Source organism: Coprococcus eutactus (assembly GCF_025149915.1).
In the GTDB taxonomy this organism is placed as follows: Bacteria; Bacillota; Clostridia; order Lachnospirales; family Lachnospiraceae; genus Coprococcus; species Coprococcus eutactus.
On sequence record NZ_CP102278.1, the window covers coordinates 2,348,574 to 2,361,251 of the forward strand.

At 40.9% G+C, this 12,678-nt stretch carries 18 protein-coding genes; all 18 read right to left on the reverse strand.

Going from position 1 to position 12,678, the window contains the following annotated elements:
- Positions 1–138: 138 nt before the first annotated feature.
- Positions 139–876 carry a tRNA pseudouridine(38-40) synthase TruA gene (truA, locus tag NQ536_RS10355; RefSeq protein ID WP_044997838.1) on the reverse strand — a complete coding sequence of 246 codons (738 nt, stop codon included), beginning with the start codon at positions 874–876 and terminating at the stop codon, positions 139–141.
- A 135-nt stretch (positions 877–1,011) separates the two neighbouring features.
- Positions 1,012–1,812 (reverse strand): energy-coupling factor transporter transmembrane component T family protein, encoded by an 801-nt coding sequence (locus tag NQ536_RS10360; RefSeq protein ID WP_004850173.1) that lies wholly within the window; start codon positions 1,810–1,812, stop codon positions 1,012–1,014.
- A gap of 88 nt (positions 1,813–1,900) precedes the next feature.
- Entirely contained in the window at positions 1,901–3,550 is a 1,650-nt protein-coding gene (locus tag NQ536_RS10365; RefSeq protein WP_004850172.1) for an ABC transporter ATP-binding protein, read from the reverse strand.
- A gap of 155 nt (positions 3,551–3,705) precedes the next feature.
- Positions 3,706–4,242 (reverse strand): bL17 family ribosomal protein, encoded by a 537-nt coding sequence (locus NQ536_RS10370; RefSeq protein WP_004850170.1) that lies wholly within the window; start codon positions 4,240–4,242, stop codon positions 3,706–3,708.
- Positions 4,243–4,324: 82 nt separating this feature from the next.
- Positions 4,325–5,281 (reverse strand): DNA-directed RNA polymerase subunit alpha, encoded by a 957-nt coding sequence (locus tag NQ536_RS10375; protein WP_004850168.1) that lies wholly within the window; start codon positions 5,279–5,281, stop codon positions 4,325–4,327.
- A gap of 71 nt (positions 5,282–5,352) precedes the next feature.
- Entirely contained in the window at positions 5,353–5,946 is a 594-nt protein-coding gene (rpsD, locus tag NQ536_RS10380) for a 30S ribosomal protein S4 (protein WP_022058709.1), read from the reverse strand.
- A gap of 20 nt (positions 5,947–5,966) precedes the next feature.
- Positions 5,967–6,362 (reverse strand): 30S ribosomal protein S11, encoded by a 396-nt coding sequence (gene rpsK / locus NQ536_RS10385; RefSeq protein WP_004850165.1) that lies wholly within the window; start codon positions 6,360–6,362, stop codon positions 5,967–5,969.
- A 46-nt stretch (positions 6,363–6,408) separates the two neighbouring features.
- Complete coding sequence (gene rpsM / locus NQ536_RS10390) at positions 6,409–6,777, reverse strand: 30S ribosomal protein S13 (protein WP_015533798.1); 369 nt, start codon at positions 6,775–6,777, stop codon at positions 6,409–6,411.
- Between the two features lie 289 nt (positions 6,778–7,066).
- Positions 7,067–7,180 carry a 50S ribosomal protein L36 gene (gene rpmJ / locus NQ536_RS10395; protein ID WP_015533797.1) on the reverse strand — a complete coding sequence of 38 codons (114 nt, stop codon included), beginning with the start codon at positions 7,178–7,180 and terminating at the stop codon, positions 7,067–7,069.
- A gap of 125 nt (positions 7,181–7,305) precedes the next feature.
- Positions 7,306–7,524 (reverse strand): translation initiation factor IF-1, encoded by a 219-nt coding sequence (infA, locus tag NQ536_RS10400; protein ID WP_004850160.1) that lies wholly within the window; start codon positions 7,522–7,524, stop codon positions 7,306–7,308.
- Between the two features lie 52 nt (positions 7,525–7,576).
- Positions 7,577–8,347 carry a type I methionyl aminopeptidase gene (gene map, locus NQ536_RS10405; protein WP_004850157.1) on the reverse strand — a complete coding sequence of 257 codons (771 nt, stop codon included), beginning with the start codon at positions 8,345–8,347 and terminating at the stop codon, positions 7,577–7,579.
- A 2-nt stretch (positions 8,348–8,349) separates the two neighbouring features.
- A complete protein-coding gene (locus tag NQ536_RS10410; RefSeq protein WP_004850156.1) occupies positions 8,350–8,994 on the reverse strand; it encodes an adenylate kinase in 645 nt (214 codons plus the stop codon).
- A gap of 251 nt (positions 8,995–9,245) precedes the next feature.
- The gene (gene secY / locus NQ536_RS10415) at positions 9,246–10,559 is read right to left on the reverse strand and encodes a preprotein translocase subunit SecY (RefSeq protein WP_004850152.1); all 1,314 of its coding nucleotides are present in this window, start codon (positions 10,557–10,559) and stop codon (positions 9,246–9,248) included.
- Between the two features lies 1 nt (position 10,560).
- A complete protein-coding gene (gene rplO / locus NQ536_RS10420; protein ID WP_004850150.1) occupies positions 10,561–11,001 on the reverse strand; it encodes a 50S ribosomal protein L15 in 441 nt (146 codons plus the stop codon).
- Positions 11,002–11,022: 21 nt separating this feature from the next.
- On the reverse strand, positions 11,023–11,205 hold the full coding sequence (gene rpmD, locus NQ536_RS10425) for a 50S ribosomal protein L30 (RefSeq protein ID WP_004850147.1): 183 nt from the start codon (positions 11,203–11,205) through the stop codon (positions 11,023–11,025).
- 14 nt (positions 11,206–11,219) lie between these two features.
- Entirely contained in the window at positions 11,220–11,729 is a 510-nt protein-coding gene (rpsE, locus tag NQ536_RS10430) for a 30S ribosomal protein S5 (protein WP_015533792.1), read from the reverse strand.
- A 19-nt stretch (positions 11,730–11,748) separates the two neighbouring features.
- Positions 11,749–12,117, reverse strand: a complete 369-nt coding sequence (gene rplR / locus NQ536_RS10435) for a 50S ribosomal protein L18 (RefSeq protein WP_004850143.1) — start codon at positions 12,115–12,117, stop codon at positions 11,749–11,751.
- A 17-nt stretch (positions 12,118–12,134) separates the two neighbouring features.
- Positions 12,135–12,674 (reverse strand): 50S ribosomal protein L6, encoded by a 540-nt coding sequence (gene rplF / locus NQ536_RS10440; RefSeq protein WP_022058711.1) that lies wholly within the window; start codon positions 12,672–12,674, stop codon positions 12,135–12,137.
- Positions 12,675–12,678 lie beyond the last annotated feature (4 nt).

Sequence of the window (12,678 nt, forward strand, 5' to 3'; positions counted from 1 at the left end):
TATTTCTAGATTATTTCAAGTCCACTTTTCCAAGTTATTATATACAAAATATAACCACGCTATTTTGTGAACTGCCAACATATTATCAGCAATTTTATCTTATCCCGGCAAATATTATACGTCTACAGCCGTTTACGTTTACAGATATTTTATCTCCACAAGAGTAAGCCCCTTTGCTTCGGCTTTCGGTCCTGCTTTCGTCCTATCCTTCGCCGCAAGTATTGACTCCATACAGTCCTCTGGCCAGATTCCAAGGCCTATCTTCATCAAAGTTCCCACTATGATACGGACCATATTGTACAGGAAACCATTTCCGCTTATCCTTATATGTATCATATCACCAACTTTATCTATGGTTATATCTGTTATTGTACGGACTGTATTCTCTACCTGTGATCTTGTTGAACAGAAGCTATTGAAATCGTGCTCTCCTACCAGAACAGCCGCAGCTCGTTTCATCTTATCTATATCAAGCGGATAATAGACGAATGTCGAGTAAAGACGCTCCGTCGGCATATCAAATCTTCTGTTTAATATCTTGTATTCATATGTCTTGATCGTATCACAGTATCTCGGATGAAAATCGTCCGCCACCTGGCAGGACTCTTGTATCCTTATGTCTTCCGGAAGCCGCTGATTAAGCGCAAATGAAAACTTTTCTCCTGGTATCCCTGATTCAGTATCAAATACCGCCACATTTCCCAGGGCATGCACTCCGGAATCCGTCCTACTGGCTCCTATCACCTTTATATTCTCGTGGCAGAGTTCGCTGAGAGTCTTATTCAGGACCTCCTCCACAGTTATTCCATTTATCTGGACCTGCCATCCGCAATAATTTGTTCCATCGTAGGCCACGACCAATTTTACTCTTTTCATATCTATATCCTTTTCTATACTTATCAATGTATCTAAATTGCTCTGCCACTAATACATTCTCAGTCAAGTCTATATGCAGTGCAGATCTTGATTCCAAATCATTCAGGTATCATGGAATAATATCCACAGTATTTTCTACAATACACATCTGTACACTATCATGCACCCCAGATACATCAACACTATAGCATAACCTACATAGTCTGTTCCACTGTATTTTAAAGGATTCATACGACTTCTACCCTCACTGCCGTCAAAACATCTGGCATCCATTGCCTGTGCCAGATCAATAGCTCTCCTTATCGCTGACACAAAAAGCGGCACAAATACAGGCACATAACTCTTTATCCTTCTGAATATATTTCCACTCTCAAAATCCGCGCCTCTGGAAAGCTGTGCTTTCATGATCTTATCCAGCTCCTCCATAAAAATAGGAATAAATCTCAGCGCGATCATGAGCATCATAGCCATCTCTGCCACCGGAACTTTGACCTTCTTCAAAAATCCCAGGCTGCTCTCAAGACCATTTGCCAGGTTCATAGGTCGCGTAGTATACGTCATCACTGATGAACCAATTATGAGATATACAAGCCGCACCACAACCAGCACTGTTGTCATCACGCTTTTGTCTGTTATCCGAAGTCTGTGCCAGCTCCATATCACATTTCCATCACCATTGAACACACTGAATATTGCTGTAAAGAAAATAAACATCCATATAACCTTGAGGCCTTTGCATATATATGTTAAGGGAACCCTGCTAACAGCTACATATGTACAAAGAAATACAGTTGCTGTCAGTATCATGATCCAGTCTTTGCAGAGAAAAAGCGATATTGCATATACAAATGTGATTGCAAGTTTGGTCCTTGGATCCATTCTGTGGATCACCGATTCACCACTATAATATTGTCCTATCGTAATGTCTCGAATCATTCTAAAGTCTCCTATTTAATCATCTATTTTGAACATCCGGTCATATATTATAAACATCGCTTAAAATCTAGCTAATTTAACCACCATTTTAAAGATTTTGCCACATTTTAAAACCATCTGGAGTCTCTATACCATATCGGTCAAGTAGCTCCTTATCATCAAAGAAGCCTACTGTTCCCCCATCATACACGATTCTACCATGATCCATAAGAAGAACCCTCTCTGACATCTCGTACACATCCTCCATATCGTGGGATACCAGTATGATGGTCACATTTTTTTCTCTATTGAGCGTTCGTATAAGATTCCACAACTGTTCCCGGCTCTCACCATCAAGTCCACACGCAGGCTCGTCAAGTATCAATATCTCCGGTTCATACGCAAGTATTCCCGCTATGGCAACTCGCTTTTTTAGTCCTCCTGACAGTTCAAACGGTGAATAATCCGCATATTTTTTCGGAACGCCAACAAGATCCAGCGCATTTTCCGCTGCCCGCTCTGCTTCCTCCTTAGACATGCCAAAGTTGATTGGTCCATACATTACGTCTTTTAGCACCGTGTTCTCAAACAGCTGCGATTCTGGGAACTGAAACACATATCCTATACGCCTTCTTATATCCTTTATATTCCTTACTCTCTGCACATCTGTTTCATACAGATATACGTGTCCACTCTGTGGGGCTATAAGCTTATTTATCATCTGTAATAGCGTGCTCTTTCCCGAACCTGTCTGTCCGATCACCGACACTACCTGCCCCTCATATATCTTCAGGTCTATATCAGAAAGCGCCTTATACTCTTCATTTCCATTCATATATGAGTATGACACATTCTGAAGCTCAACTATACATCTCCTTAAATTACTGAGAGAATTACCACTGTCACCTATATGATCCGCGGAAACTCCCGCATCCTGGCTTATCTGCAAATGTTTTTTCTTGTACTCACTGCAGATGTCTACAGGTATTCCTGCTTCAAGCTTCATTCTAACAGGAATCTCAAGTCCGTATTTTTTAAGTCTCTCAACATCGGTAAATACATCCTCCGGTGTCCCCTCTGCAACTATCTTACTGTTGTCCAATATATATACTCGATCCGCCATAAGTGCCTCAGATATCTTGTGAGTCACCATGATAACGGTTATATTCTTCTCTCTGTGCAATTTCTGCACAAGCTCCAGCATATCTCGTGCCCCCTGCGGGTCAAGCATGGATGTAGCCTCGTCAAGAACTATACACTCCGGCGTCATAGCCATGGCTGACGCTATCGCAAGTCTCTGCTTCTGTCCACCGCTTATCCTTGAAGTATTGCTGTATTTGTATGCCGCAAGGCCCGTCAATTCAAGCATCTCGTCAATCTTATCCCATATATCAGCACTTGATATACCGAGATTTTCAAGCCCAAATCCAACGTCCTCAGCAAGCGTATTCCCAACTATCTGATTGTCCGGGTTCTGAAATACCATTCCCACCTGTCTTCTGATTGATGACAATACACTCACTTTGGACAGATCCTGTCCACCTATTATCACGGTTCCCTCATGCGGTGCAAGAAGCCCATTTAAATGTCTTGCAAATGTTGATTTACCCGAACCATTTCGTCCAAGAATCGCTATCATCTCTCCTTTATCTGCAAGAAAATCAACGTCCTTTACAGCCCAGTTCTCCCCTACCTTATTACCGTCCTTATCTTTTATATTAAATTTATGAGATAATCCTTTGATATTTATAAAACTCATACTATTTCCTTGTAGATAGCTATCATATCTTTCAATATATCACATGACAGGTTTTCTTGTTATAAAAAAGAGCCGCCGTACACAAAACGTATACTAATACGTCTATGTACTGCAGCCCTGTTTATATACTTGTATAAATCTTATTGATTATATGATTATACTAACTCGAGAATAACCTCAAGAGCCTGATCACCCTTACGCTGACCGATCTTGATGATTCTTGTGTAACCACCCTTACGTCCTGCGTACTTTGTACCGTACTCGTCGAATAACTTCTGTGTTAAATCGATCTTCTTTGTACCGGCCTTCTTACCAGCAGCATCTGTAGGAACTTCAACAACTGGATATAAAACCTTGAGCATCTCTCTTCTGGCATGAAGTCTTGAAGGCTGATCCTTCTTTACCTTCTTCTCAATTGTGTCGTATGCAGTAATCTTCTTACCATCTACAACTTCCTTGATTCTCTTGCCATCTTTATCCTTCTTAGCAACCTTAGCCTGAACTGTAACCTCATCGTAGTTGTCCTTCTCAGCAACTGCTAATGTGATGAGCTTCTCTACGATCTTAACAACTTCCTTAGCTCTTGCCTCTGTTGTCTTGATCTTTCCATGATACAGTAACTGAGTTACCTGGTTACGAAGTAATGCGTTTCTCTGTGCGCTTGCTTTTCCAAGCTTTCTATACTTTGCCATTTTAATTATCCTCCTATACCCTTTGCGGGTCTTCACTGTGCTTACTATTATTCAGCTTGAGTGGTATGCGAAAACTAATTTATTAGTCTTCGTTCTGATTAAGCGCTAAGCCCAGCTCCTTAAGCTTAGCTAAAACTTCATCCAGTGACTTACGACCAAGGTTACGAACCTTCATCATATCCTCTGGTGTCTTATTGATAAGTTCCTGAACTGTGTTGATACCAGCTCTCTTGAGACAGTTGTATGAACGAACTGACAACTCAAGCTCATCGATATTCATCTCAAGAACCTTTTCCTTCTCGTCTGTTGTGCTCTCAACCATAACATCTACAAGACGTGCGTTCTCTGATAAATCTACGAACAGCTTTAAGTGCTCTACCAGAAGATTTGCAGCAAGACTTACTGCCTCGTCTGGAGCAAGAGCTCCGTTTGTATATACATCAAGAGTTAACTTATCATAGTCAGTAACCTGACCAACACGTGTATTCTGAACTGTAAGGTTTACTCTTTCAACAGGGGTGAAGATTGAGTCAATAGCGATAACATCAATAGGTGCATCTGCTTCCTTGTTCTTGTCAAGGCTCACATATCCACGACCATTGGCAATTGTAAGCTCCATCTCAAGCTTTGCATCAGGGCCACTAAGGTTTGCTATAACAAGGTCTGGATTGACGATCTCGATATCTCCGTCAACCTTGATATCTCCCGCCTTAACAACTCTCTCACCAACGACATCAATATATGCCTGCTTTGGCTCGAATGTATCTGAGTTGTTCTTAATAACGACATTCTTGATGTTCATTATGATCTCAGTAACATCCTCTTTTACACCTGGTATTGAGCTGAACTCATGTAAAACACCTTTTATCTTAACGTGGCTTACAGCAGTACCTGGCAATGAAGAAAGCATTATTCTTCTAAGTGAGTTACCAAGTGTTATACCGTAACCTCTCTCTAAAGGCTCGATTACAAACTTGCCATACTTGTTGTCATCTGAAGTCTCAACGATCTCGATTTTTGGTTTTTCAAACTCAAACATCTAAGCCCCTCCTTTACGGGTTTTAAAATGCTACACTCCAAGTTACAAAATGTATAAATAAAGAACAAATCTTACTTAGAATATAACTCGACGATAAGAGTCTCATTTACAGGAACATCGATCTGCTCTCTGCTTGGCTTCTCTACAACTTCACCTGTGAGGTTATCTCTGTCTGCTGTCAACCAGCCTGGTACGAGAACGCCCTCTGTTGCTGCCATGATATCCTTGTATCTCTGAAGAGACTTGCTCTTCTCTCTGATCTCAATCTTATCGCCTGGCTTAACTGAATATGAAGGGATGTTTACACACTTGCCGTTTACAAGTACGTGCTTATGATCTACGATCTGTCTTGCCTCTCTTCTTGTTCTGGCAAAGCCTAATCTGAAGATAATGTTGTCAAGTCTGAGCTCAAGCAATGTCATGAGGTTAGGACCTGTTAATCCCTTCTGCTGCTCTGCCTTTGCATAAAGATTACGGAAAGGCTTCTCAAGTACACCATAAATGAACTTTGCCTTCTGCTTCTCGCGGAGCTGAAGTCCATACTCGCTCTGCTTTCTATTTGATCTGTTTGGTTTTCTGTTTGACTTCTTGTCTATTCCGAGATACATTGGCTCCATGCCTAAAGATCTGCATCTCTTAAGAACTGGGGTTCTATCTACTGCCATCTTGTTTGTACCTCCTAAAATTAAACTCTTCTTCTCTTTGGTGGACGACATCCGTTATGTGGAACCGGAGTAACATCCTTGATACTTACTACATCTATACCACATGCTGAGAGTGCACGAATTGCAGCCTCTCTTCCTGAACCTGGTCCCTTAACAAATACATCGATTGTCTTGAGTCCGTAAGGTGCAGCAGCCTTTGCAGCTGTCTCTGCAGCCATCTGAGCAGCATATGGAGTTGACTTCTTAGAACCCTTGAATCCTAATCCACCAGCGCTTGCCCATGAAAGCGCATTGCCTTCAGCGTCTGTTAATGTAACAATTGTATTATTGAAAGATGACTGAATATGAGCCTGTCCGTGCTGTACGCTCTTTCTGACACGCTTCTTAGCCACTTTTTTAGTTGCCTGCTTAGCCATTAGCCTAAACCTCCTATGGTTTTTTACAAATATATTCTATAAAATATTACTTCTTCTTATTAGCAACAGTCTTCTTAGGACCCTTACGAGTTCTAGCGTTAGTCTTAGTCTTCTGTCCACGAACAGGAAGTCCCTGTCTATGACGCTTACCACGATAGCAAGCGATCTCCTGTAAACGCTTAATATTGAAGCCTATCTCTCTACGTAAATCTCCCTCTACTACCTGTGTTGCCTTGATAACTTCGCTGAGTCTTCTAACCTCATCGTCAGTCAGATCTGCGCAACGTGTGTCAGGATTAACGTTTGCTTCCTTAAGAATACGCTGTGATGAAGGAAGTCCTATACCATAGATATAAGTAAGACCAATTTCAACACGTTTCTCTCTTGGTAAATCAACACCTGAAATACGAGCCATTATAATAACCTCCGTAAAATCTTCTTTTAAGCTGAATTCACAAATGTATCCCATAACACATTGCTATGGGGTGAAATGCATACACTGTCGCCTTCAACTAAGTTGTATAATTATATAATTGTATCGGCATAAATTGTTATATGCCACAGCCGCTTTTAAATAATACAGTACATTAGATGTATGTACTGACGCACGAAAATAAGTATATCTTACATATCTTTCATTAATCTTTCATTAATTTTTCAATACGGGATGGGCTATCATCCATATACTTCTTTTCCTTTTTTGATTAACCCTGACGCTGCTTGTGCTTTGGATTCTCGCAGATAACTCTAACGATTCCCTTTCTCTTGATAACTTTGCACTTATCGCAGATAGGTTTTACTGATGCTCTAACCTTCATTAGAAACTCTCCTTTCAAAAAAAGTCCGCTACGAATTAGCATTCTACCATTTGAAACGTTAAAATGCAATAGCAAATTTTACTTTTTTTATTATTTCTCTTGTTTATTCCTCAAATATATAGTGTTTATTTATCTCTCCATACGATTCTGCCCTTTGTGAGATCATATGGTGATAACTCTATGGTAACTTTATCGCCAGGAAGAATCTTTATATAATTCATTCTGAGCTTTCCACTTATATGAGCAAGAACCTTGTGTCCATTCTCAAGTTCTACCTGAAACATTGCATTTGGAAGTTTCTCAACTACTGTTCCTTCTACTTCGATTACATCTGCCTTTGACATTTTCTAAAATCCTCCTATTATACTAAATCAACTTATGAGTTCTATATAACAACTATAACTCTATTCCATCCGCCCTTGATAATATCTCGGGATCCGAATCAGTTATAAGTATTGTATTCTCGTAGTGTGCTGCCAGTGATCTATCGGCAGTCACAACTGTCCAGCCATCATCCAGCCATCTCACATCATAATCCCCCAATGTGATCATCGGCTCTATCGCTATTGTCATGCCAGCTTTAAGCTTTGGTCCGCGTCTTCTGGTCGCAAAGTTTGGAACCTCCGGTTCTTCGTGCAGATTCTTCCCAACTCCATGTCCTACCAAATCTATCACAACTCCAAGCCCGCACTCATCGGCATATGACTCTATCGCAATCCCTATATCGCGCACATGATTTCCAGCTCTTGCAGCCTGCATCCCCTCGAAGAAGCACTGCTTTGTCGCTTCCATAAGATACTTTGCAAGATCCGTTGTCTCACCAATGCCATATGTTCTGGCTGAATCTGAATGATATCCCTTATATATAACTCCAGCATCCAGACTTACGATATCTCCATCCTTCAGTATTCTGTCTTTAGAAGGTATTCCATGAACAACCTCCTCATTTACTGATACACATATCGATGCCGGATACCCCTGATAATTAAGAAACGATGGCTCGCAGCCATAACTCCGTATAACCTCCTCACCTAGCCTGTCAATGTCATATGTCGACATGCCCGGTTTCAGTGCTTTTCGCAGTTCCTCATGAGTTATGGCAAGAATTCTTCCAGCCTCCCTCATAAGTTCAATCTCTTCCTGGGATTTTATGGAAATACCTTTCATATTTACTCACCTAATATATCAGTGATGGCAGCAAATACATCCTTCATATCCACTGTTCCGTCTACTTCCTTAAGAATTCCCTTTGCCTTATAGTAATCAATAAGAGGCTGTGTCTGCTCATGATATACATCAAGTCTCTTTTTTACTGTCTCAGGCTTGTCGTCATCTCTGAGTATGAGGTCTGCACCACATGTATCACACTTACCCTCAACCTTTGTAGGATTGTATACGATATGGTATGTAGCACCACATCCTACACATGCACGTCTGCCTGACATTCTCTCAATGATATTCTCATCTGGAACCTCAACATTTATTGCATAGTCAACTGAATCTCCAATTGCTGAGAGTGCCTTGTCAAGCGCCTCTGCCTGTGGGATCGTTCTTGGGAATCCATCAAGAATATATCCCTTCGCACAATCATCAGCCTTGAATCTATCTATAACTAAATCAACAACGAGCTCATCCGGCACAAGAAGTCCCTTGTCCATGTACTCCTTTGCCTTTGCTCCAAGCTCTGTGCCATTCTTTATGTTTGCTCTGAATATATCTCCTGTTGAGATATGTGGCACACCATACTTCGCAGCGATCATCTTCGCCTGAGTACCTTTTCCTGCGCCTGGTGCTCCTAACATGATTATCTTCATATATTTAACCTCCAAAATCTAATCTGTTTTCTGTATATAATATTTGGTATTTGCTAATACTGTCTGTCCCCATTTCCCGTCTAAGAACGAAAACACAAGATACTTCCCTCTAACTACACGCATAGGGACTGCCACCGGCGGTCCCTCATGCGTTATATGGCACAAATAGGAATGTACTATATGAATAAATATATAAATACTATATTGATCCTATATTGCACATTCCCATTCATGCTTTCAGCCACGTCATATTAGTCTAAAAGGAATCCCTGATAGTTTCTTACCAGCATACGCGACTCAATATTCTTTATTGTCTCTATAACAACACCTACAACGATGATAAGTGATGTTCCTCCAAATGAAACATTTGCTCCAAAGAAACCGCTGAAGAACATTGGTATACATGCTACTATGATAAGACCTACAGCACCTATAAATATGATGTAGTTCAAAATTTTATTTAAATAATCCTGAGTAGGCTGTCCTGGTCTGATACCTGGTATAAAGCCACCACTTTTCTTCATGTTATTTGCAATCTCCATTGGATTGAATGTGATTGCTGTGTAAAAATAAGCAAAGAAGAATACAAGTAATATATATACTATCAAACCAATCGATGCCCAAGGATAAGTTCTGTTAAACCAATAGCTCTGGCTCAGTGCCTGCATAATCTTTGCCCCAACACCTGACGACTTAATGTTGAACAGATTAACAATAATCTGTGGAACAGAAAGGAGAGATGATGCAAAGATAACTGGGATAACACCTGCTGTATTAACCTTGAGAGGAATATGTGAGGACTGTCCACCCATTGTCTTTCTTCCTCTTACTGTCTTGGCATACTGAACAGGTATCTTTCTCTCAGCACCCTGAAGCGCACATACGAATACTACTGTAAGTATTATTACTGCAATGATCAGAAGACATACAAGTGTAAATCTTACAAAATCTTTTCCCTTCATGAACTGTGTGTACATGTTCTTAAGGTCATTTGGCATTGTTGATACGATGTTGATCAACAGGATTACTGATATACCATTACCAACACCCTTTTCAGTTGCACGCTCACCAAGCCACATTACGATAGCACTTCCAGCTGTCAAGATTACTACTATAGTAAGTACTGTCCAGAAATTGTAATTATCAATTACACCCTTGTTTCCAAATCCTACAACAAGACCAGAACTCTCAAGTATTGCAAGCCCTACTGTCATGTATCTTGTGATCGCTGTAATCTTCTTTCGGCCATCCTCTCCATCCTTCTGCATCTCCTCAAGTGCCGGTATGGCGATTGTGAGAAGCTGTATGATAATGGAAGCCGTGATATATGGTGTAACTGACAATGCAAAAATCGACATCTGCTCGAACGATCCTCCAGTGAAAGAACTAAAAATGTTCAGTGAATCACCAAGGGCATTCTGCATGTATTCTCTTATCGCATCCGCACTTATTCCCGGCACAGTAATCAGACTACCAAGTCTGATTACCACGAGAATAAAAAACGTATATAAAAGTCTTCTTCGTATATCCTGTACCTTAAATGCGTTGATTAAGGTTTTGAACATATTACATCACCTCTGCTTTTCCGCCAAGAGCTTCAATTTTCTCAGCTGCTGACTTTGAAAAAGCATTAGCCTTAACGTTGAGCTTTTTAGTTAACTCTCCATTTCCAAGAATCTTAACTCCATCACGAGGATTCTTAATGATACCTGCCTCTACTAATGTCTCAACTGTTACGTCTGAGCCATCCTCGAATCTCTCAAGAGCTGATACATTGATTGCAACAATCTCTTTGTGATTGATGCAATTAAAGCCTCTCTTAGGAAGACGTCTATATAATGGCATCTGTCCACCTTCGAAACCTGGTCTAGGTGATCCAGAACGTGCCTTCTGACCCTTATGTCCCTTACCTGCAGTCTTGCCATTTCCTGAACCATGTCCACGACCTACACGGAAATTAGCACTATGCTTTGAGCCTTCAGCTGGCTTTAATGTAGATAAATCCATGATCTGCGTATCCTCCTTCTCTTATACTTCCTCAACCTTTACCATATAACTAACCTGCTTAACCATTCCAAGTGTTGCAGCGTTATTTGGGAGCTCTACTGACTTGTTAACCTTCTTAAGTCCAAGAGCCTCTACTGTCTTTCTATGCTTTGGTACAGCGCCGATAGGGGACTTTACCAAAGTTACCTTTAACTTATCTGCCATCTTATAATACCTCCTTAGTTAAGTATCTCATCAACAGATTTTCCACGAAGTCTTGCGATATCCTCTGGGTTCTTTATCTCTGTAAGGCCCTTGATTGTTGCAAGAACTACGTTCTGTTTGTTGTTTGATCCTAAGGACTTTGTACGGATGTTCTTATATCCTGCAAGCTCAAGTACGCTACGAGCAGGACCACCAGCGATGATACCAGTACCTTCTGGAGCTGTCTTCAGGAGAACTGAAGCACTGCCGAACTGTCCATTCCAGTCGTAAGGGATACTACCAACTTCATTTACAGGAACTGTAACTAAATGCTTTGCAGCATCCTCCTTACCCTTACGGATAGCTTCTGGAGTCTCAACTGCCTTGCCAACACCAACGCCAACGTGACCGTTTCTATCACCTACAACTACGAGAGCTGCAACTCTAGAATTACGTCCACCCTTAACAACCTTTGTTACACGCTTGATGGCAACAACTTTATCTTCTAACTCTAACTTACTTGCATCAATTATTTCACGCTTCATACGTTGTTCTTCCTCCTTACTAGAATTCCAGACCAGCTTCTCTCGCTGCATCTGCTAATGCCTGAACCTTACCGTGGTATACGAAACCGCCTCTATCGTAGATAACAGTCTTGATACCCTTCTCAAGTGCTCTCTCAGCAATAACCTTACCAACGTAAGCTGCTGCATCAACATCATCTGTTTTCTCAAGCTCATCCTTAATAGCCTTCTCTGTTGTAGATGCTGCTACTAATGTCTTACCAACTGAATCATCAATAATCTGAGCGTACATATGATTATTACTTCTGAATACAGCTAAACGTGGTCTCTCTGTTGTTCCAGCTAAACGATTACGAACACGCATATGCTTCTTTAAACGAATTGCGCTTCTTGATTCTTTATTAATCATCTTATCTCACTCCTTTATTATTTCTTACCAGTCTTACCAACTTTACGTCTGATAGTCTCATCCATATACTTGATACCTTTGCCCTTGTATGGCTCTGGTGCTCTCTTCTCTCTGATCTCAGCAGCGTACTGACCAACCTTCTCCTTGCTGATTCCGCTTACTGTGATCTTGTTACCGTCAACCTTTGTCTCGATACCCTCTGGATCAACCATCTCTACTGGATGTGAATAACCAAGAGCAAGAACAAGCTTATTACCCTGTTTCTGAGCTCTGTAACCTACACCATTGACCTCAAGATCCTTTGAAAATCCATCAGTAACACCAACGATCATGTTGTGAAGGAGTGTTCTTGTAAGCCCGTGTAATGATTTCATCTTCTTCAAATCGTTAGGTCTTGATACTGTGAGTGTATCGCCATCTAACTTTATTTCCATTTCCGCAGGGAGAACTCTCTCGAGAGTTCCCTTTGGTCCTTTAACAGTCACTTTATTATTTTCTGCTATATCTACAGTTACGCCTGCAGGTACAGCGATAGGCATTCTTCCGATACGTGACATTTTG

What these genes read in the sequence shown, in the direction of transcription:
- rplR (WP_004850143.1), bottom strand. Translation starts at nt 12,117, where the DNA reads ATGATTAATAAAGAATCAAGAAGCGCAATTCGTTTAAAGAAGCATATG.
- NQ536_RS10360 (WP_004850173.1), bottom strand. Translation starts at nt 1,812, where the DNA reads ATGATTCGAGACATTACGATAGGACAATATTATAGTGGTGAATCGGTG.
- infA (WP_004850160.1), bottom strand. Translation starts at nt 7,524, where the DNA reads ATGTCAAAGGCAGATGTAATCGAAGTAGAAGGAACAGTAGTTGAGAAA.
- NQ536_RS10365 (WP_004850172.1), bottom strand. Translation starts at nt 3,550, where the DNA reads ATGAGTTTTATAAATATCAAAGGATTATCTCATAAATTTAATATAAAA.
- map (WP_004850157.1), bottom strand. Translation starts at nt 8,347, where the DNA reads ATGAAAGGTATTTCCATAAAATCCCAGGAAGAGATTGAACTTATGAGG.
- rpmJ (WP_015533797.1), bottom strand. Translation starts at nt 7,180, where the DNA reads ATGAAGGTTAGAGCATCAGTAAAACCTATCTGCGATAAGTGCAAAGTT.
- rpsD (WP_022058709.1), bottom strand. Translation starts at nt 5,946, where the DNA reads ATGGCAGTAGATAGAACCCCAGTTCTTAAGAGATGCAGATCTTTAGGC.
- NQ536_RS10370 (WP_004850170.1), bottom strand. Translation starts at nt 4,242, where the DNA reads ATGGCAAAGTATAGAAAGCTTGGAAAAGCAAGCGCACAGAGAAACGCA.
- rpmD (WP_004850147.1), bottom strand. Translation starts at nt 11,205, where the DNA reads ATGGCAGATAAGTTAAAGGTAACTTTGGTAAAGTCCCCTATCGGCGCT.
- secY (WP_004850152.1), bottom strand. Translation starts at nt 10,559, where the DNA reads ATGTTCAAAACCTTAATCAACGCATTTAAGGTACAGGATATACGAAGA.
- rpsE (WP_015533792.1), bottom strand. Translation starts at nt 11,729, where the DNA reads ATGAAGCGTGAAATAATTGATGCAAGTAAGTTAGAGTTAGAAGATAAA.
- rplF (WP_022058711.1), bottom strand. Translation starts at nt 12,674, where the DNA reads ATGTCACGTATCGGAAGAATGCCTATCGCTGTACCTGCAGGCGTAACT.
- rplO (WP_004850150.1), bottom strand. Translation starts at nt 11,001, where the DNA reads ATGGATTTATCTACATTAAAGCCAGCTGAAGGCTCAAAGCATAGTGCT.
- NQ536_RS10375 (WP_004850168.1), bottom strand. Translation starts at nt 5,281, where the DNA reads ATGTTTGAGTTTGAAAAACCAAAAATCGAGATCGTTGAGACTTCAGAT.
- rpsK (WP_004850165.1), bottom strand. Translation starts at nt 6,362, where the DNA reads ATGGCTAAGCAGGCAACTAAAAAAGTGGCTAAGAAGCGTGTCAGAAAG.
- NQ536_RS10410 (WP_004850156.1), bottom strand. Translation starts at nt 8,994, where the DNA reads ATGAAGATAATCATGTTAGGAGCACCAGGCGCAGGAAAAGGTACTCAG.
- truA (WP_044997838.1), bottom strand. Translation starts at nt 876, where the DNA reads ATGAAAAGAGTAAAATTGGTCGTGGCCTACGATGGAACAAATTATTGC.
- rpsM (WP_015533798.1), bottom strand. Translation starts at nt 6,777, where the DNA reads ATGGCTCGTATTTCAGGTGTTGATTTACCAAGAGAGAAACGTGTTGAA.